Raw genomic sequence first — 17,766 nt, forward strand, 5'->3', positions numbered from 1 at the left:
GCGCCAGCTTTTGATGAGGCAGAGATAGCAGCAACCGCACAGATAGATTAGACGCGCAAATACGATTGCATTAATCGATCAGACGCATGAATATGGTCTTGATCAGGGAGTCCCGCACATGGCGAGAGGACAGTTCAACCATCTGCTGTGGTTCCTCGCTGTTGCCGAGGAGCGTAGCTTCACGCGCGCTGCGGCCAAGCTCGGCATTGCCCAGTCCACGCTCAGCCATACCATCAAGCGCCTCGAAACGCAGATGGGCATCCGGCTCCTGACCCGGACGACACGGAACGTCGCGCCGACCGAGGCCGGAGAGCGCCTGCGTCAATCACTCGCACCGCGCGTGCAAGAGATCGAAACAGAGATTGCCTCGCTCATGGAGTTTCGGGACAAGCCTGCGGGAACGATCCGCATCACATTGTCCGATCACGCGTTCGACAGTGTGGTTTGGCCAAAGTTGCGCCCTGTGCTGATCGATTATCCCGACATCAAGCTCGAACTGAACGTCGACAACGGCTTTCGCAATATCATCGAGGACGGTTTCGATGCTGGCATCCGCCTTGGCGAAAGCGTCGAAAAGGACATGATTGCCGTCAGGATAAATCCTGATTGGCGATTGGTCGCAGTCGCGTCTTCCGGATACCTGAAGATGCATCCTGCGCCCGTTCACCCAGAGGAACTGATCGGCCACAATTGCATCAACCACCGGCATCTCAGCGCAGGCGGGCTCTATGCTTGGGAGTTCGAAAAAGATGGGCAGGAGCTTCGCGTCCGGGTCGAAGGCCAGCTTGCCTTAAACTCGTCGCATGCGATGATCGATGCCGCTCTGAACAATTATGGCATCGCCTACATTCCCGAAAATACGGTTGAGCAGCACATCGCAACGGGGGACCTCGTGCAAGTTCTCGACGACTGGTCGCCCTTCTTCTCAGGCTACTACATCTATTATCCCAGTCGGAGGCAAAACCTCCCAGCTTTCAAGGTAATCGTCGACGCCCTGCGATACTCGGGAAACTGACCGATTTGCGAGGTCAAAGATGTTGCAGATGTCACCAAGCGCTTCAAACAGGGCTTCTGGCCCCGATCCGTCGCAAATGGGCGTTGAGTTTTGAGAAGGCTATCTCGATAGGGTTAAGGTCGGGGAAGTAGGCTAGCAGGAACAAAAAGCAGCAATCGCCCTTTCAGGGCCTGTGCAGCGCGGGGCTTGTGGGTGTGGAAGATTGTCAAGGATGACGACAGTGCCGGTTCTAGCACCGGCGCAGTACTGTTGCGATGTAGGTGTCAAACGCCGCCGCGTTCATTGCGCCCGTGATGACCCAAGGAGTGCATTTACGTCAGCCCGGCGATGAATGTCTGGTGCCTGGCTTACCAAACGGTGCCGTAGAGCCGCTTCGCCACCGGCGGGCGCGCCCGAAGGCGGGTGAGGTTGGTTTTGACGTAATCCTACGGTGAGGGCGACCTGATGAACAGGCGGTGGAAAATGATGGCGGCGAACAGGCGGAGGGACACGAAACCAGAAATGCTTGTTCGCAAATATCTCCACGCGCGGGGGTGTCGCTTCGCCACGACACCGAAGGCGGAGATGGCCTTCTGAAAGGAGAAATTTGCTCAGAATGTCGAACGCGATAGGAGGTCGACGTCGAACCTTCTGGCTAGCACTCCGCGTGGGGGTGGTGTGGGAGTGCGCGCTGAGAGATCAGTTTCTTGCCGACAACCTACTGCTCTTGCAGTCTTGGATTCACGACACCGAAGCCCTCTTGGAGTTGCCCGATCCGAGTAAAAGGAATCCGAAAATAGAGTGGCTTTCCAGCAGCATCCAATCCTTGGGCGCAAAAGCGTCATTGAACGCATCGCGGCAAAGCTATTGCGTTTGGTCGCCACGTTTGATGAGGGGTTGGGTTGATTTAATATCGAAGTGTAACATTGGATAACTGCGAAACTACAATCCAACTCAAGAACTGTAGGCTGTTGATTTGAAGTAATTAAATGGTGGGTGATAAGAGATTTGAACTCCTGACATCTTCGATGTGAACGAAGCGCTCTACCACTGAGCTAATCACCCGCTGGGCTGGGATTTAATCGTCTGCGTCAGGACTTGCAAGAGCGGTTTGGTCACTTTGCCCCGCATCTTTCGCCGCATCCTTCATCGTGCGCAGTTTCAGCGTCAGCGCCTGTGCGCCCTCGCCCAGATCCTTGGTTTTGATCACCCGTATCTTGCCAAGCGGTGGCAGCACCAGGTCTTCACCACGCGCCAGCGCTTCACCGATAACGGCCAATGCGGCCTCTACCGCGGGTTTGACATCGCGCTTTTTGAGGTTGCTGCGCGCGACCACCTGATCGAACAGGTCCGCCTTTATGAGTTGGACCACCTCGGCGGCGGTTTCTTCCGTATCGTTAACCATAGCACATTCCTGAATTAAGCTGCCATGATCCTAACAGCTTTCCCGCGCAGGGAAAGCAAAAGGCGCGCCCCGAGGGACGCGCCTTGGTATCGATGGCACACGCTTAATGTGCGCGCGCCGCTTCCTGGGTGCTGCCAGATTTCAGGGCGGCGGCGGCGGCTTCTTCTGCGGCCTCGTCCCATTCGATGGGTTCAGGTTTACGCACAAGGGCGTGTTCCAACACCTCTGATACATGGCTGACGGGGATGATCGTCAGCCCTGCCTTCACATTGTCGGGGATATCAGGCAGATCGCGTGCGTTTTCCTGCGGGATCAGCACGGTCTTGATACCGCCACGCAACGCGGCAAGCAGTTTTTCCTTCAGCCCGCCGATGGGCATCGCATTGCCGCGCAACGACACCTCGCCAGTCATGGCGATATCCTTGCGCACCGGGATCTGGGTCAGCACCGATACGATCGAAGTGACCATGGCAAGGCCTGCCGATGGCCCGTCCTTGGGTGTTGCCCCATCCGGCACGTGGACGTGGATATCGATGGTGTCGAATTTCGGGGGTTTCACCCCGATTTCCGGCGCAATCGACCGCACATAGCTGGAGGCCGCATCAATCGATTCCTTCATCACATCGCCCAGCTTGCCGGTGGTTTTCATCCGGCCCTTGCCGGGCAGGCGCAATGCTTCGATGTTCAGCAATTCGCCGCCCACCGATGTCCATGCCAGCCCCGTGACAACACCGATCTGGTCCTTTTCCTCGGCCAGACCGAAACGGTGTTTTTCCACGCCAAGGAAATCGTTGAGGTTCGCCGCATTCACGGTGATGACCTCAGCCTCTTTCTTGACGATCTTGGTGACGGCTTTCCGTGCAACCTTGGCCAGTTCACGTTCCAGATTCCGCACGCCCGCTTCACGGGTATAGACCCGCACCATCGCCAACAGCGCATCATCGGCCACGCTGAATTCCTTGGCACGCAGCCCGTGGTTTTTCATGACCTTGGGCAGCAGATGCTGTTTGGCGATCTCGACCTTTTCATCCTCGGTGTAGCCCGACAGGGTGATGATCTCCATCCGGTCCAACAGAGGCCCGGGCATGTTATAGCTGTTGGCCGTCGTCAGGAACATCACGTTCGACAGGTCGTACTCCACTTCGAGATAGTGGTCCACGAATGTCGCGTTCTGTTCGGGATCAAGCACCTCCAGCATGGCAGATGCGGGATCGCCACGGAAATCCTGTCCCATCTTGTCGATTTCATCGAGCAGGATCAGCGGGTTGGTGGTTTTCGCCTTTTTCAGCGCTTGAATGATCTTCCCAGGCATAGAGCCGATATAGGTCCGGCGGTGGCCACGGATTTCGCTCTCATCGCGCACGCCGCCAAGGCTGATACGGATGAATTCGCGCCCCGTGGCTTTGGCCACCGATTTGCCAAGGCTGGTTTTCCCCACGCCGGGAGGGCCGACCAGACACATGATCGGGCCTTTCAGCTTGGCAGATCGTTGCTGCACGGCGAGATATTCGACGATGCGTTCCTTGACCCGTTCCAGACCATAGTGATCGGCGTCCAGCACGGCCTGCGCCTTGTGCAGGTCTTTCTTGGTGCGCGATTTCACGTTCCATGGCAGGCCCAGAATCCAATCCATGTAGTTGCGCACCACGGTCGCCTCGGCGGACATGGGGGACATGGATTTGAGTTTCTTCAGCTCTGCGTCGACCTTTTCGCGGGCCTCTTTGCTCAGCTTGGTTTCCGCGATGCGCGCTTCGAGTTCGGCGACCTCGTTCTGGCCGTCTTCGCCGTCGCCCAATTCCTTCTGGATCGCCTTCATCTGTTCGTTCAGATAATATTCGCGCTGAGTGCGTTCCATCTGCGATTTGACGCGGGTCTTGATCTTGCGTTCAACCTGCAGCACGGACATTTCGCCCTGCATCAGGCCGTAAACCTTTTCCAGCCGTTCCGCGACGGACAGCGTTTCCAGCAAGCCCTGTTTCTGGCCCACTTCGATGCCAAGATGTCCAGCCACCAGATCGGCCAGTTTCGCAGGCTCGGTCGCGTCGCTGACAGCGGCCATGGCTTCTTCGGGGATGTTCTTCTTGACCTTGGCGTAGCGTTCGAATTCGGACGCAACATTGCGCACCAGGGCTTCGACCTCGGTCGCGTCACCGGGTTCTTCGGTCAGGTATTCGGCGGTGGCTTCAAAAAACGACTCGTTCGGCAGAAAGCCGGTGATCTGCACACGGCTGCGCCCTTCGACCAGCACCTTGACGGTGCCGTCGGGCAGTTTCAGCAATTGCAACACATTGGCCAGCACACCGGACTTATAGATACCGTCCTGATCGGGGTCATCCTGACCGGGGTCGATCTGGCTCGACAGCAGGATCTGCTTGTCGTCCTGCATCACCTCTTCCAGCGCGCGGACAGATTTGTCGCGGCCCACAAAAAGCGGCACGATCATGTGGGGGAAAACCACGATATCGCGCAGCGGCAGGACGGGGTAGGATGCACTCAATTGGTCTTGCATGGATTTTTTCCTTTACTGGCAGAACGCCCCTGCCCCGAGATATCGGCAGCGTGGCGCGTCCCCTCTTAGATGTAACAAATGGGGCTGACATAGTGGGGTGTCAACCTGCGCCGCGTTCAGAGCGGATCAATATCCCCTTGGGCGCGGGTGGCGTGAAAATCCGCCTCCCAGGCGGCAAAGGTGCCGGCGGCGATGGCGTCGCGCATCCCGGCCATGATTTCCTGAAAGTAATGCAGGTTGTGCCAGGTCAGCAGCATGCCCGATATCATTTCCTGCGACCGGAACACGTGATGCAGATAGGCGCGCGAATAATTGGCGCAAGCCGGGCAAGTGCAGTTTTCGTCCAAGGGCCGCGGGTCATCGGCATGGCGGGCGTTCTTGATATTCACAACACCGTGCCGGGTAAACACCTGCCCTGTCCGGCCAGAGCGGGAAGGCAGCACGCAATCCATCATATCAATGCCTCGTTTGACAGCACCGACGATATCGTCCGGCTTGCCCACGCCCATCAGATAGCGGGGTTTGTCGGTTGGTAATTGATCGGGGGCGAAATCCAGCACATTGAACATCGCCTCCTGCCCCTCACCTACGGCGAGGCCGCCGACAGCATAGCCGTCAAATTCGATGGCGCGCAGGGCTTGGGCGGATTCGTCGCGCAGGTCCTGTTCAAGGCCCCCTTGCTGGATACCGAACAATGCATGGCCAGGACGGTCACCAAAGGCATCGCGCGACCGCCTCGCCCATCGCATCGACAAATCCATGCTTGATTTGATCCGGTCCCGGTCGGCGGGCAAGGCCGGGCATTCATCGAAACACATCACGATGTCTGACCCCAGCAGCGCCTGAATTTCCATCGACCGTTCCGGCGTCAGGTGGTGGCTGGACCCGTCGATATGGCTTTTGAAGGTCACGCCTTGTTCGGTCAGTTTGCGCAGCCCTGCCAGGGACATGACCTGAAATCCGCCGCTGTCGGTCAGGATCGGCTTGTCCCAGTTCATGAATTTATGCAGCCCACCAAGACGCGCGATCCGTTCCGCCGTGGGCCGCAGCATCAGATGATAGGTATTGCCCAGCAGGATATCCGCACCCGTCGCCGCCACGCTTTCGGGCAACATCGCCTTGACGGTAGCGGCCGTGCCGACGGGCATGAAGGCCGGTGTGCGGATCACGCCACGCGGCGTGCTGATCGCACCTGTGCGGGCCTTGCCGTCTGTGGCGGCCAGTTGAAATGAAAAGCGGTCTGTCATCGCATGGTCCTTTTACTGGCAAGTCCTATGCCGCAAGGGCGCGGCTTTGGAAAGCCCGCCCCTTTACGCGCGTGGCTGCAAACCCTATATGTTTGCTCAGGAATACGAGGGGAATTCGATGACCAACGCCAATGCCCAGCTTGAAGGTACACCGCTGATCGTGCCATCGACCACGGATCATCCGCTATACGAGGATATCGTGCAGGCCTGCCGTTCGGTCTATGACCCTGAAATCCCTGTGAATATCTTTGATCTTGGGCTGATCTACACGATTGACATCAAGGAAGACAACGCCGTCAGCGTGATCATGACCCTGACAGCGCCCGGCTGTCCTGTCGCGGGGGAAATGCCCGGCTGGGTCGCCGATGCGATCGAGCCCCTGCCCGGCGTCAAGCAGGTCGATGTCGAAATGACGTTCGAACCGCAATGGGGCATGGAAATGATGTCCGACGAGGCACGGCTGGAACTGGGCTTCATGTAAATAGCAAATAAATTCCTTTGCTGTGGTGCATAGCAAAGAAATATAATTGCTTTAGTCCAAGGCAAAGCCTATTCTTTGCTTATGCCCAATCTCATCGCCGCCCTGACCGGGGATATCATCAAATCCCGCAAAGCACCGCCACAGGCGCTGGAACAGACCTTTGCCCTGTTGCAGCAAGCGGCGGCCGATTTCGGCGGGCAACGCGGGCTTGACCTGCGCTTTACCCGCAATCGCGGCGATGGCTGGCAGGTGGTGCTGACCGACCCGACCCAATGTTTCGACGCCATCCTGTTTGTTATCGCTAGCCTGCGCGCCGGGCGCACCGGGCTCGACACGCGGATATCTGCGGCGATTGCGCCGGTGGATACGCTGGGTACCCGAGATCTGGCCGATGCCAGCGGGGATGCGTTCTTTATCGCCGGGGATCAGCTTGATCAGATGCCGCGCGCAGATCAGATCGCGCTGGCAGGTGTCAGCGACGCGCATAGCGCCCTTGTCGATCTGGCCGTGCAGATCGCCTCGCGCTGGACCGCCGCACAGGCGCAGGCCGTGGCCATGGCGCTGCTGGACCCGGCCAAAACCCATGACGATATCGCCGCACGTCTTGGCATTACGCGGCAAGCGGTGCAAAACCGTCTGGCGAGTGCCGGTTTCGGCACCTTTAACAAAGCCCGCGCCGCGATGCGCAACCTGACCCCGGATACCACGCCATGATGGAAACCTTCGCCGCCTTGCTGTTCGCCCATATGCTGGCCGATTTCGTGATCCAGACCAAATGGATGGTCGAAAACAAACGCAAACCGCAGGTTCTGCTGCTGCATGGATTGATCGTGCTGATCACGCTGCAACTGGCGACGGGAAATGTGACCGCTTGGCCGCTGCTGGTACTGGCGCTTGCGCATATCGTGATCGACGCGACCAAGACCTATCTGCGGCATGGCGACGGGCTGGCCCCGTTCCTGATCGACCAGGGCGCCCATGTCATCACGCTGATCATCGCGGCAACCGCTGTGCCGGGGCTTTGGGCCACGGGAATCTGGTCCGATCTTCCTTGGCTGCCCGCACTGATGGTTATCGCGTCTGGCCTGATCCTGACCACCCGCGCCGGTGGCTTTGCTATCGGTTTGTTGATGAAGCCCTGGGCTGACAGCGATCTGCCGAAAGGCCTGCAAAACGGCGGTGCCTTGATCGGCATTCTGGAACGCGGGCTGATCTTTCTGCTGCTGCTGGTCGGCCAGCCAAGCGGCGTCGGCTTTCTGATCGCAGCGAAATCCATTCTCCGCTTTGACACCACGGCAAAGGACCAAAGCGCTGGCGAATATGTGATCATCGGGACTTTGGCCTCTTTCGGCTGGGCCTTGTTGTTCTCCTACGCGACTATCGCGCTGCTTGGCACGCTGCCGGCGCTTGGAATCCTGCCGCAAAGCCCCTAGGTTAGGGATACAGACCAAAGAGGTATCCCCATGTTCGGCATTCCCGGCAAGCAAGCTGTCAGCATCACCGATAAGGCCGCGACCCAGATCGCCCGGCTGATGACCAAGGACGGCCACCACGGCCTGCGGATCGGCATCAAGAAGGGCGGCTGCGCAGGTATGGAATATACCATGGAATATGTGACAGAGGTCGATCCGCTGGACGAAGTCGTCGAACAGAACGGTGCAAGGGTGATGATCGCGCCCATGGCGCAGATGTTCCTGTTCGGCACCGAAATCGACTATGAAACATCATTGCTGGAATCGGGATTCAAATTCCGCAATCCCAATGTGGTCGATGCCTGCGGTTGCGGGGAATCGATCAAATTTGCTGACGATATCGCGCAGCGCTGATTTCAACGACAAGACAGGAAGATCGTATGCGCCGCAAAATCGCCGCCGGAAACTGGAAGATGAACGGGCTGCGCGCCGATCTGGCAGAGCTTGAAAACCTGTCCACCGATCCGGGCGTCGATGTGTTGATCTGCCTGCCTGCGACGCTGATCGCGGCGGCGCGGGATCTGCCCATCGCCATCGGCGGACAGGATTGCCATGACGCGACCAATGGCGCGCATACCGGTGATATCTCAGCCCCGATGCTCGTGGATGCGGGCGCGTCCTATGTGCTGACCGGCCATTCCGAACGGCGCAGCGACCATGCCGAGACTGACGCGGATATCGCGGCCAAGTCGCGCGCCGCCCATGATGCCGGTCTGACGACGATCATCTGTATCGGCGAAACGCTTGCGATCCGCGCGGCCGGCACCACGCTGGATATCATCGACGGTCAGCTGGCAGGGTCGATCCCCGATTGCGCCACTGCAGACAACACGATCATCGCCTATGAACCTGTCTGGGCCATCGGCACCGGCAAGGTGCCAAGCACCGAACAGATCGCCGAAGTTCACGCCCATATCCATGCCAGACTGAAGGAACGGTTCAGCGATGGCGCCGATTTCGGTATTCTTTATGGCGGATCAGTCAAGGCCAGCAATGCGGCGGATATTTTCGCCGTGCCGCATGTCACCGGCGCATTGGTCGGCGGTGCCAGCCTGACAGCGGCGGATTTCAGCCCGATCATCACCGCGCTTGCCGCAAGCTAGGGCGTTTCTGGAAAAACCCTGAAACCTTCTCCGTGGGAAGATATTTTGGTTTTCTTCAGGATACGCCCGCCGGAGGCGTCACGTCTTCCACGGGACAACGTGACCTCAAGCTATATCGCCGCAGGCCCCAGAAGTTCGCGTAATGTCGCCGCAGCGGTTTCAATATCCGGCATCGCTGCCTCTGCCCCGACCAGATGCAGGATATCGGGGTGATGGTCCAGAATACTGCCCGCCACGATGATATGCGCCAACGGCTGTGTGATGCGTAAGGCAAGGCTGAGTCGGGTTAACGGCTGCATCATCCTGTCGGAATTGGCGACCAGCACGATCGCCTGATAATGCCGTTGATCGGCCTTGCTGATCAGCATGTCATGATCCAGCCCGACCAGCATATCCACCTCCCAGCCGTCGCGGCGGAAATGATCCGTCGCGATCTCGATCCCTAATGTGTGCGTCTCTCCCGGGACCAGCGCGAACAGCGCGGGCCGGACTTCGCGCCCTGCGGTAAAGGTCGGTGCCAGCACATGGCGCAGGCCCCGGATGATACTGTAAAGTTTGCCGCAGGCCAACGTCACGTCGACGAATGAAATCCGGTCGGCGTCCCACATCTCGCCCAGTTTGCGCGCCGCACCGGCGACATAACCGCTGCTGATGGCAGAGGCTTTCACCCCGTCGCGCCGGGCGGCCTGAATGAACTTGTCGGCAGCCTTTTCATCGGCGGACAGCAAGGCCGCGCAGAGCAATTCGATCTCGCTTGGATTTGGCAGAGTATCAGGCGCTTCGCTGCGCGGCATCCGAAAGGCGAGCCGCCTGACCACCTCTCGGGCTAGCACGGAAACTGCATCCTGTGGCAGGCCCTGCTTGACCAGTTGCATTTGCCGATTTGCATTGTCATATGCGGAACGGTCAAAATATTCCTCGTTCATAGACGTTTTGGCCATGAACTCCCCTCCCCGTTGGCTGATCAGACACCGTTTGCGCGACCGATCTCGAGGCCATCCGCGGTATCCGACTGCATGCAACGTAGCATAGGGATGCTACTTTACCGTGCGTCAGAACGTCGCGCTTTCGTGATCAGGGTCGGTGCCGCCGGAATTCATATAACTTGCGATTCACGGCGTAGCGCCTCTTGCATCGACACGCAGGGCGCGGCATTTCTGCGCCATGCAAAGATATGAACAATCCCCGACAGATCCCGCCTTTGTGCAGAATCCCTATCCATTTTACAACCGCGCACGCGGGTCCGGCGATTTCTTCTGGTGGGAAGATTACGCCATGGCCTGTGCCGTGTCGCACAAGGCCGTCCATGCCGTGCTGCGTGACCGCCGGATGGGCCGGGAATGCCCCCCGGAACTTGCCCCCACCATCCCCGATGCGCTGCGTCCGTTTTACGATATCGAGGCGCATTCGATGCTGGAGCTTGAGCCGCCCCGCCATACCCGGCTGCGGGGTCTGGTGCTGCGCGCCTTTACCAGCCGCACGATTGCAGCGCTCGCGCCGACGATCACGCAGCTTTGCCACGATCTGATCGACGATTTTCCCGCAGAGCCGTTCGATCTGCTGACAGCCTATGCCCAGCCAGTGCCGGTGATCACCATCGCCCGGCTACTGGGTGTGCCAGAGGAACGCGCCGACGATCTGCTGCGCTGGTCCAATGCGATGGTCGCGATGTATCAGGCGCGCCGCACCTCTGAAATCGAGGCTGCGGCCATCGCCGCCTCTGCCGATTTTGCAGACTTCATGCGCAGCTATATATCGGAGCGGCGCAAAACGCCCCGCGATGACCTGATCTCGACCCTGATCGCGGCAGAGGAAGGCGGAGAAAAGCTGAGCACGGATGAGCTGATTACCACCTGTATTCTGTTGCTGAATGCCGGGCACGAGGCGACGGTGCATACGCTGGGGAACGGCACAAAGACCCTGCTGGAACGGAATATCCGCGACATCAGCGATGCCAGTGTCGAGGAAATCATCCGCCACGACCCGCCGCTGCATATGTTCACGCGCTGGGTTTACGAAGACGTGGAAATCTGCGGGCAGACATTCAGACGCGGGGATCAGATCGCCTGTCTTTTGGGGGCGGCGAACCGTGATCCTGTCGCCTATCCCGATCCTGACGCCTTTAATCCCGCCCGCAAGGGCCCGCAGAACACCAGCTTTGGCGGTGGCATCCATTTCTGCGTCGGCGCGCCGCTGGCACGGCTGGAACTGAAGATCGCGCTGGAGGTGCTGTTTGACCGCTGCCCAGATCTGGCGCTGACCGCGCCACCGGAATACGGCGATGTGTATCATTTTCACGGGCTGACACGGCTGATGGTGTCGACGCGCTAGGCGGAATTATGACTGTCCCACATCAGTTTACGTTGTCAAACCGGGGGCACTGGCCTAATTCAAAGTTATGAATAAAAAAACTCTCGCCTCTGCGACCCGCGCGCCGGCGCTGCTGACCTTCGTGTCGGCGGCATTTTTTGCATTCGCCGCCGGTGTCACTGCCCAGGCCGAAGAGGCCCCGCAAAGCTGGGTGCCAGCGGTCCTGCACATGCCCGATGATATCGACGTCCTGACAGACCGCGAAATCGGGTCATCCCTGCGGATGTTTTCGTTCAGCACCGGTGTCGATGTAGATGAGCTGCTGAGCGAATGGGAAGCAGCCCTGCGCGAGGCCGGTTATACGATCATTCTGGCCGAAGTCGAAACGCTGGACCGCGTGATCGAATTTTCGGGCCAGGACATCAGCAATGCGAAAATCGCGGTGACACCGTCCATGGTTGAAGACCGCCATGTGATCGAATTTGACGCGACGCTGCCATAGGCATCTGGTTCCAGACAAAAAAACAGCCCGCCCCGGATCATCCGCGGCGGGCTTTTTCATGCTGTCAGCGAGGGCTGATTACTGTTCCAGACGCGCCACGATCTGCGCGGTCAGTTCGGGGTCGGCCTGCGCCATGGTCAGAATTTCGACATACCGATCAACGGAAATCCCATCGGTCGTTTCCACCACATTGGCTTTGGCGATCTGGGCCTCTTCCAACAGCAACTGGCGCGCCTCTGGCTCTGCGGCTTGTTCCAGTTGCGGGGCATATTCCGCATCGATCGCGATCACACTTTCATATGCGACGGCGAATGCGTCGATCTCGGCATCTGTCACCTCTTGGGCCATCGGTGCTGCGGGTTCCTGCACCGGCGGCACTGCCGGTTCGGCCTGCGCCAACACTGCGACAGGGGATGCTGCGAACAAGGCGGCAAGGGCAGTCGCGGTGATCTGAGTTGCACGTTTCATGTGGGTCTCCTTCAGGTTTCTTCTATCAGGCCACGCGGTGTTCTGCGCGGTCAGCAAACACCTAAGAGGTCGCGGCGCCATGTGCAAAGCCCTGCGCGAATACCCGCTGGAATGGAAAAATCCTTCGGCGTTTTCATGCCTTTACAGCGGCAGGGCGACGGTGGATTTGATTTCTTCCATCGACAGCAACGCTGTGACGTTATGGACCTTCACCTCGGAAATCAGGGCTTGGTAGAAAGTGTCATAGGCGCGGGCGTTTTTCACCCGGACCTTCAGGATATAATCGATATCACCGGCCAGCCTGTGCGCCTCTTGCACCTCTGGTCGTGATTTCAGCGCCGCAAGGAACCGTGCCTGCCAGTCCTTGTCATGTTCGGATGTACGGATCAGGACGAAGAAACACGCCTCGAACCCCAGCTTTTCGGCGTCCAGAATGACGGTCTGCTGGCCGATCACCCCCGCCTCGCGCAGCTTGCGGATTCGGTTCCAGACAGGCGTTTTCGACGACCCCACCGTCTTGGCGATATCATCAAGCGATTGGGCCGCATCCGCCTGCAATGCCGCCAAAATTTTCCGGTCTGTCGCGTCGATCCGCAAGGCCATTCCTGTTTCTCCGATATTGTAGGACGCATGGTCCAAATTTCACGCCACGCGGAACATATGTCCTTTACTGTCGCCTGGGGGCAGCAAATAGCAGAATAATGTTCTATGTTGAAGACAAGAAATCGAAGGACCCGCCATGCAGCACTTTCCCATCTTCCTTGCCGTCGCCGGTCGCCGGATCGTTCTGTCCGGTGGTGGCGATGCGGCCTTGGCCAAGCTACGCCTGCTGATGAAGACCGAGGCGCATCTGACGGTGATCGCGCCCGAAGTCGCTCCCGAGATTACCGCCTGGGCCGCCGCAGGCAAGCTGCGCGTCATCCCCCGCGCGATGGAGGCTGGTGACACGCTCTGCGCCGCGCTGTTTTATGCCGCGAACGAAGATGACGCCGAGGATGCCCGCGTCGCCGCCATCGCCCATGCGGATGGGGCCTTGGTCAATATCGTGGATAACCTTGCCGACAGCCAGTTCATCACCCCCGCCATCGTGGACCGCGACCCTGTCGTCGTCGCCATCGGGACAGAAGGTGCCGCCCCCGTGCTGGCCCGTGCGATCAAGGCGGATATCGAAGAACGCCTGCCGGTGTCTCTGGGTATCCTTGCGCGGATCGGCAAGACATTCCGCCATGCTGTCGATGTGCTGCCGATGGGCCGCAAGCGGCGTGATTTCTGGGCTGATTTCTATTTTCAGCGCGGACCAAAGGCGATGTCTGTTCAGGGCGAAACCGGCGTGATCCCCGCGTTGGAAACGCTGCTGGACGATCATATTACCGCGCGCACCAAGGCGGGCCATGTCGATCTGGTCGGCGCTGGCCCCGGTGACCCCGAACTCTTGACGCTGAAGGCGCGCAAGGCGCTGGATAAGGCCGATGTGGTGATCCACGATAATCTGGTCACGGGCGAGATTCTGGAACTCGCGCGGCGCGAAGCGATCATCATTGATGCGGGTAAACAAGGGTTTGGCCGCGCGATGGCGCAGGACGATATCAACGCGCTGATCGTACAACATGCGCTGAACGGGCATCATGTCGTGCGGCTCAAGGCCGGGGACCCGACTGTCTTTGGCCGGCTGGATGAAGAAATCGAGGCGATCAATGACGCCGGGATCAGCTATACCATTGTGCCGGGGATCACCGCTGCGTCGGCTGCTGTGGCTGGCATCGGGCAGAGCCTGACCAAGCGGGGACGCAATTCATCCGTCCGGTTCATCACCGGCCATGACACGAAAGGTTACGCCGATCACGATTGGCGCGCACTGGCTGCGCCGGGTGAGGTTGCGGCGATCTATATGGGCAAGAAAGCTGCGCGTTTCATTCAGGGCCGTCTGCTGATGCATGGCGCTGATCCGGCGACCCCGGTGACGATCATCGAAAACGTCAGCCGTGGCGATCAGCGCGTGATCGCCACCTGTCTGGCCGAGCTGGAACCCACATTGACCCGCGCCGCACTGACCGGCCCTGTCGTCACCTTTTACGGCCTTGCCCCGCGTGACGCGGCGGCAGCGGCCCTAGAGATCAAGGAATTTGCCTGATGCCCCGTTTCACCCCCAAAGTCGTCACCGCCAACGCCTTGCTGGCAGGCGACGCCGTCTGGCTGACCGAGGATGACCGCTGGTCGCCGCTGATGTCCGAGGCGGAATTCATCACCGATGAAGCCCATGCCGATCTGCGCCTGTTGCAGGCCAAGGCGCGCGCATCGGAAATCGCAGGCCCCTATCTGGCCGATGCCCGCATGGGCGATGACGGGCCGGAGCCTGTGCATTTCCGCGAGGCGTTCCGCACACGCGGCCCGTCCAATTACCCCCACGGCAAACAGGTCGAGGTCTGAGCTATGTATATCTACAACGATTTTGACGAAACCTTCGTACGCACCCGCGTCGCGCAATTCCGTGGTCAGGTGGAACGCCGCATTGACGGGTCGCTGACCGAGGATGAATTCAAGCCTTTGCGCCTGATGAACGGCCTCTATCTGCAATTGCATGCCTATATGCTGCGGGTCGCGGTGCCATATGGCACGCTGAACCCGGCACAGATGCGCCAGCTAGCGATGATCGCAGAACGCTGGGACAAAGGTTACGGGCATTTCACCACGCGGCAGAACATCCAGTACAACTGGCCGAAACTGGGCGATGTGCCCGATATGCTGGAAGCGTTGGCCGATGTCGGCATGCATGCGATCCAGACCAGCGGCAACACGATCCGCAACGTAACGGCGGACCATTTCGCCGGTGCCGCCGCGGATGAGATCGAAGACCCGCGCGCCATCGCCGAATTACTGCGCCAATGGTCCACCGATCACCCCGAATTCCAGTTCCTGCCGCGCAAGTTCAAGATCGCCGTGACAGGGGCAAAAGCCGACCGCGCCGTCACCCGCGCGCATGACATCGGGCTGGTCGTGGTGCGCAATGATGCGGGCGAGGTTGGTTATCAGGTCATTGTCGGCGGCGGCCTTGGCCGCACGCCGATGGTGGGCAAGGTGCTGCGCGATTTCGTGTCCAAGCCTGACCTGCCGGCCTATGTCGAAGCCATCGTCAGCGTCTATAACCTGCTGGGCCGCCGCGACAACAAATACAAAGCGCGTATCAAGATCACCCTGCATGAGAACGGGATCGAGACGATCCGCGATCTGGTCGAAGACCGCTTTGTCGCGATCCGCGAGGGTTTCAACGGCTATGATCAGGAACTGCTGGCGCAGATTGAACAATCATTCGCCCCGCCCGCCTTTGTCACCAAATCCACCGATGGATATGCTGCGGCACGTCTGGCCAACCCGGCCTTCCGGTCATGGACCGACACCAACTTGACCGCGCATAAAGCGGACGGTTATGCCATCGTGTCGATCAGCATCAAGAAACATGGCGCGACGCCAGGCGATGCGACATCCGATCAGATGCGGGTGATGGCTGACTTGGCTGAACAATACGGCCATGGTGAATTGCGCATCAGCCACGAACAGAACGTGATCCTGCCGCATGTGCATCAATCCGATCTGCCCGCGGTCTATGCCGCCCTGCGCAAGGCGGATCTGGCGACGGCGAATATCGGGCTGGCGTCCGATATCATCGCCTGCCCCGGCATGGATTACTGCGCGCTGGCCACGGCCCGTTCGATCCCCATCGCCCAGCAGATTGCCACGCGGTTCGACGAGTTGAAGATCGAACATGACGTCGGCCCGCTCAAGATAAAGATTTCCGGCTGCATCAATGCCTGCGGACATCACCATGTCGGACATATCGGGATTCTGGGCCTCGACCGGGCGGGTGTGGAAAACTACCAGATCACGCTTGGCGGCGACGGGACCGAGACGACGACCATCGGCGAACGCGCCGGCCCCGGTTTCAGCGCGGAAGAGATCGTGCCAGCGGTGGAACGGCTGGTGACGGGCTATCTCGACCTGCGCTCCGGCCCGGAAGAGTCGTTCTTGCAGACCTATCGCCGTCTGGGCCTCGCCCCATTCAAAGCTGTTCTTTACCCAAGTGAGGATAAAGCCAATGCCGCTTAAGGAACTGGCCGAGCGCCGCAACACATTGCACCGCAAATCCGATGCCGACACAATCCTGCGCCACGCGCTGGAAGATGTGCAGATCGGGCCGGTGGCCTTGGTATCCTCCTTCGGCGCGGAAAGTGTCGTGCTTTTACATCTGGCCGCGCAAGTGGACCCGGCCGTGCCGGTGATCTTTCTGGATACCGAAATGCTGTTCCCCGAAACGCTGGATTATCAGCGGCAGATCGCCACAACCCTTGGCCTGACCGATGTCCGTGTGATCACGCCCAACCGCAACGATGTGCTGCGCGAGGATGTCGATGGCCTGCTGCATCAGGCCGACCCTGACGCCTGCTGCGATCTGCGCAAGGCGCGTCCGTTAGAAAAGGCATTGCAAGGCTTTGGTGGCTGGATCACAGGGCGCAAGCAGTTCCAGAACGGCCAGCGCGCGGCCCTGCCCTTGTTCGAAAAGGACGGTGCACGGATCAAGATCAACCCGCTGGCGCATTGGTCATCGGATGATCTGCGCGGATACATGGAAGATCACAACCTGCCCCGGCATCCGCTTGTAGCGCGCGGCTATCCATCCATCGGCTGCATGCCTTGCACCACACGCGTCAGCGCAGGCGAAGATCCCCGCGCAGGCCGTTGGCGTGACAGTGAAAAAACCGAATGCGGTATCCATTTTGAAAACGGACGGATCGTCCGGGAAGGCCAGGCAGCATGAGCATTATCGTCACCGACACCGGTTTTGCCAAGGATGACTGGACCGGCCCGTTTCACGATGCGCAGCAGGCCGTTGCCAATGATTGTGCCTATGCGGTCGATCTGGCGCCTGACACGGACCCGGCCACCTTGGCACGGCTGATCAATGCGCCGATGATCCGGGTTGATTTCCCCAGCTTTGCTGACGGGCGCGGCTTTAGCCTTGCCGCAATCCTGCGCCGTGCAGGATACAAGGGCCGGTTGCGCGCGCGTGGCCATGTGCTGGCCGACCAATATGCGATGGCACGCCGGTCCGGTTTCGACGAAGTCGAGATTGACGATGCCATGGCCGCGCGTCAACCGCAGGACCAATGGCTGGCCCGTGCGGATTGGCAACAGAACCATTATCAGGCCCGTTTGCGCGGCTGACCCTTTCCCTGACCCAGATCAATGACTAGACAGAGGGTGGCCCTATATGGGTCACAGA

General features: G+C 59.4%; 20 protein-coding genes and 1 tRNA gene. 14 read left to right on the top strand and 7 right to left on the bottom strand.

Annotated features, from left to right (window positions below; all coding sequences use genetic code 11):
* Nucleotides 1-118 precede the first annotated feature (118 nt).
* Nucleotides 119-1,015, top strand: coding sequence for a LysR family transcriptional regulator (locus ACK4TM_RS02900; RefSeq protein WP_409696440.1), 897 nt, complete (start codon nucleotides 119-121; stop codon nucleotides 1,013-1,015).
* A gap of 444 nt (nucleotides 1,016-1,459) precedes the next feature.
* Nucleotides 1,460-1,591 (top strand): hypothetical protein, encoded by a 132-nt coding sequence (locus ACK4TM_RS02905; protein ID WP_409696443.1) that lies wholly within the window; start codon nucleotides 1,460-1,462, stop codon nucleotides 1,589-1,591.
* Between the two features lie 393 nt (nucleotides 1,592-1,984).
* On the opposite strand, the gene ACK4TM_RS02910 is transcribed toward ACK4TM_RS02905, so the two are convergent.
* The 4 genes from ACK4TM_RS02910 to tgt all read right to left on the bottom strand — a co-directional run bounded on the left by ACK4TM_RS02910 (nucleotide 1,985) and on the right by tgt (nucleotide 6,155).
* A tRNA-Val gene (locus ACK4TM_RS02910) sits at nucleotides 1,985-2,059 on the bottom strand.
* A 13-nt stretch (nucleotides 2,060-2,072) separates the two neighbouring features.
* The gene (locus tag ACK4TM_RS02915) at nucleotides 2,073-2,399 is read right to left on the bottom strand and encodes an HU family DNA-binding protein (RefSeq protein WP_409696446.1); all 327 of its coding nucleotides are present in this window, start codon (nucleotides 2,397-2,399) and stop codon (nucleotides 2,073-2,075) included.
* Between the two features lie 103 nt (nucleotides 2,400-2,502).
* Nucleotides 2,503-4,908 (bottom strand): endopeptidase La, encoded by a 2,406-nt coding sequence (lon, locus tag ACK4TM_RS02920; RefSeq protein ID WP_409696449.1) that lies wholly within the window; start codon nucleotides 4,906-4,908, stop codon nucleotides 2,503-2,505.
* A gap of 116 nt (nucleotides 4,909-5,024) precedes the next feature.
* On the bottom strand, nucleotides 5,025-6,155 hold the full coding sequence (gene tgt / locus ACK4TM_RS02925; protein WP_409696452.1) for a tRNA guanosine(34) transglycosylase Tgt: 1,131 nt from the start codon (nucleotides 6,153-6,155) through the stop codon (nucleotides 5,025-5,027).
* Between the two features lie 118 nt (nucleotides 6,156-6,273).
* Between tgt and ACK4TM_RS02930 the strand changes: the two genes are divergently transcribed.
* From ACK4TM_RS02930 to tpiA, 5 genes are all read left to right on the top strand, one after another.
* The gene (locus tag ACK4TM_RS02930; RefSeq protein ID WP_409696540.1) at nucleotides 6,274-6,636 is read left to right on the top strand and encodes an SUF system Fe-S cluster assembly protein; all 363 of its coding nucleotides are present in this window, start codon (nucleotides 6,274-6,276) and stop codon (nucleotides 6,634-6,636) included.
* Between the two features lie 81 nt (nucleotides 6,637-6,717).
* On the top strand, nucleotides 6,718-7,350 hold the full coding sequence (locus ACK4TM_RS02935) for a hypothetical protein (RefSeq protein ID WP_409696455.1): 633 nt from the start codon (nucleotides 6,718-6,720) through the stop codon (nucleotides 7,348-7,350).
* Nucleotides 7,347-8,069 carry a DUF3307 domain-containing protein gene (locus tag ACK4TM_RS02940; protein ID WP_409696458.1) on the top strand — a complete coding sequence of 241 codons (723 nt, stop codon included), beginning with the start codon at nucleotides 7,347-7,349 and terminating at the stop codon, nucleotides 8,067-8,069. The genes ACK4TM_RS02935 and ACK4TM_RS02940 overlap by 4 nt, the downstream gene beginning before the upstream one ends.
* Nucleotides 8,070-8,099: 30 nt before the next feature.
* Nucleotides 8,100-8,462 carry a HesB/IscA family protein gene (locus ACK4TM_RS02945; RefSeq protein WP_409696461.1) on the top strand — a complete coding sequence of 121 codons (363 nt, stop codon included), beginning with the start codon at nucleotides 8,100-8,102 and terminating at the stop codon, nucleotides 8,460-8,462.
* 26 nt (nucleotides 8,463-8,488) lie between these two features.
* Nucleotides 8,489-9,211 carry a triose-phosphate isomerase gene (gene tpiA / locus ACK4TM_RS02950; protein WP_409696464.1) on the top strand — a complete coding sequence of 241 codons (723 nt, stop codon included), beginning with the start codon at nucleotides 8,489-8,491 and terminating at the stop codon, nucleotides 9,209-9,211.
* A 110-nt stretch (nucleotides 9,212-9,321) separates the two neighbouring features.
* Here the strand turns inward: tpiA and ACK4TM_RS02955 are convergent, their stop codons facing one another.
* Nucleotides 9,322-10,152, bottom strand: coding sequence for a B12-binding domain-containing protein (locus ACK4TM_RS02955; RefSeq protein WP_409696467.1), 831 nt, complete (start codon nucleotides 10,150-10,152; stop codon nucleotides 9,322-9,324).
* Between the two features lie 223 nt (nucleotides 10,153-10,375).
* On the opposite strand from ACK4TM_RS02955, the gene ACK4TM_RS02960 reads away from it, so the two are divergent.
* Nucleotides 10,376-11,542, top strand: coding sequence for a cytochrome P450 (locus ACK4TM_RS02960; protein WP_409696470.1), 1,167 nt, complete (start codon nucleotides 10,376-10,378; stop codon nucleotides 11,540-11,542).
* 67 nt (nucleotides 11,543-11,609) lie between these two features.
* A complete protein-coding gene (locus ACK4TM_RS02965; RefSeq protein ID WP_409696473.1) occupies nucleotides 11,610-12,023 on the top strand; it encodes a hypothetical protein in 414 nt (137 codons plus the stop codon).
* 78 nt (nucleotides 12,024-12,101) lie between these two features.
* Here ACK4TM_RS02965 and ACK4TM_RS02970 read toward each other — a convergent pair whose 3' ends face one another.
* Both ACK4TM_RS02970 and ACK4TM_RS02975 read right to left on the bottom strand, forming a co-directional pair.
* Nucleotides 12,102-12,491, bottom strand: a complete 390-nt coding sequence (locus ACK4TM_RS02970; RefSeq protein WP_409696476.1) for a DUF4168 domain-containing protein — start codon at nucleotides 12,489-12,491, stop codon at nucleotides 12,102-12,104.
* A 141-nt stretch (nucleotides 12,492-12,632) separates the two neighbouring features.
* The gene (locus ACK4TM_RS02975) at nucleotides 12,633-13,094 is read right to left on the bottom strand and encodes an Lrp/AsnC family transcriptional regulator (RefSeq protein WP_040482762.1); all 462 of its coding nucleotides are present in this window, start codon (nucleotides 13,092-13,094) and stop codon (nucleotides 12,633-12,635) included.
* Nucleotides 13,095-13,230: 136 nt separating this feature from the next.
* Here ACK4TM_RS02975 and cysG point away from each other — a divergent pair, with 136 nt between their 5' ends.
* Genes cysG through ACK4TM_RS03000 form a run of 5 tightly spaced genes read left to right on the top strand, consistent with a single transcriptional unit; the run spans nucleotide 13,231 to nucleotide 17,708 of the window.
* Nucleotides 13,231-14,622 carry a siroheme synthase CysG gene (gene cysG, locus ACK4TM_RS02980; protein ID WP_409696480.1) on the top strand — a complete coding sequence of 464 codons (1,392 nt, stop codon included), beginning with the start codon at nucleotides 13,231-13,233 and terminating at the stop codon, nucleotides 14,620-14,622.
* Nucleotides 14,622-14,918, top strand: a complete 297-nt coding sequence (locus tag ACK4TM_RS02985; protein ID WP_409696483.1) for a DUF2849 domain-containing protein — start codon at nucleotides 14,622-14,624, stop codon at nucleotides 14,916-14,918. The genes cysG and ACK4TM_RS02985 overlap by 1 nt, the downstream gene beginning before the upstream one ends.
* Nucleotides 14,919-14,921: 3 nt before the next feature.
* A complete protein-coding gene (locus ACK4TM_RS02990; protein WP_409696486.1) occupies nucleotides 14,922-16,592 on the top strand; it encodes a nitrite/sulfite reductase in 1,671 nt (556 codons plus the stop codon).
* Nucleotides 16,582-17,301, top strand: a complete 720-nt coding sequence (locus tag ACK4TM_RS02995; RefSeq protein ID WP_409696489.1) for a phosphoadenylyl-sulfate reductase — start codon at nucleotides 16,582-16,584, stop codon at nucleotides 17,299-17,301. Before ACK4TM_RS02990 ends, ACK4TM_RS02995 begins: the two co-directional genes overlap by 11 nt.
* The gene (locus tag ACK4TM_RS03000; RefSeq protein ID WP_409696492.1) at nucleotides 17,298-17,708 is read left to right on the top strand and encodes a DUF934 domain-containing protein; all 411 of its coding nucleotides are present in this window, start codon (nucleotides 17,298-17,300) and stop codon (nucleotides 17,706-17,708) included. Before ACK4TM_RS02995 ends, ACK4TM_RS03000 begins: the two co-directional genes overlap by 4 nt.
* Nucleotides 17,709-17,766 lie beyond the last annotated feature (58 nt).

Origin of the sequence: Yoonia sp. (genome assembly GCF_046292185.1) — a bacterium.
Lineage (GTDB): Bacteria > Pseudomonadota > Alphaproteobacteria > Rhodobacterales > Rhodobacteraceae > Yoonia.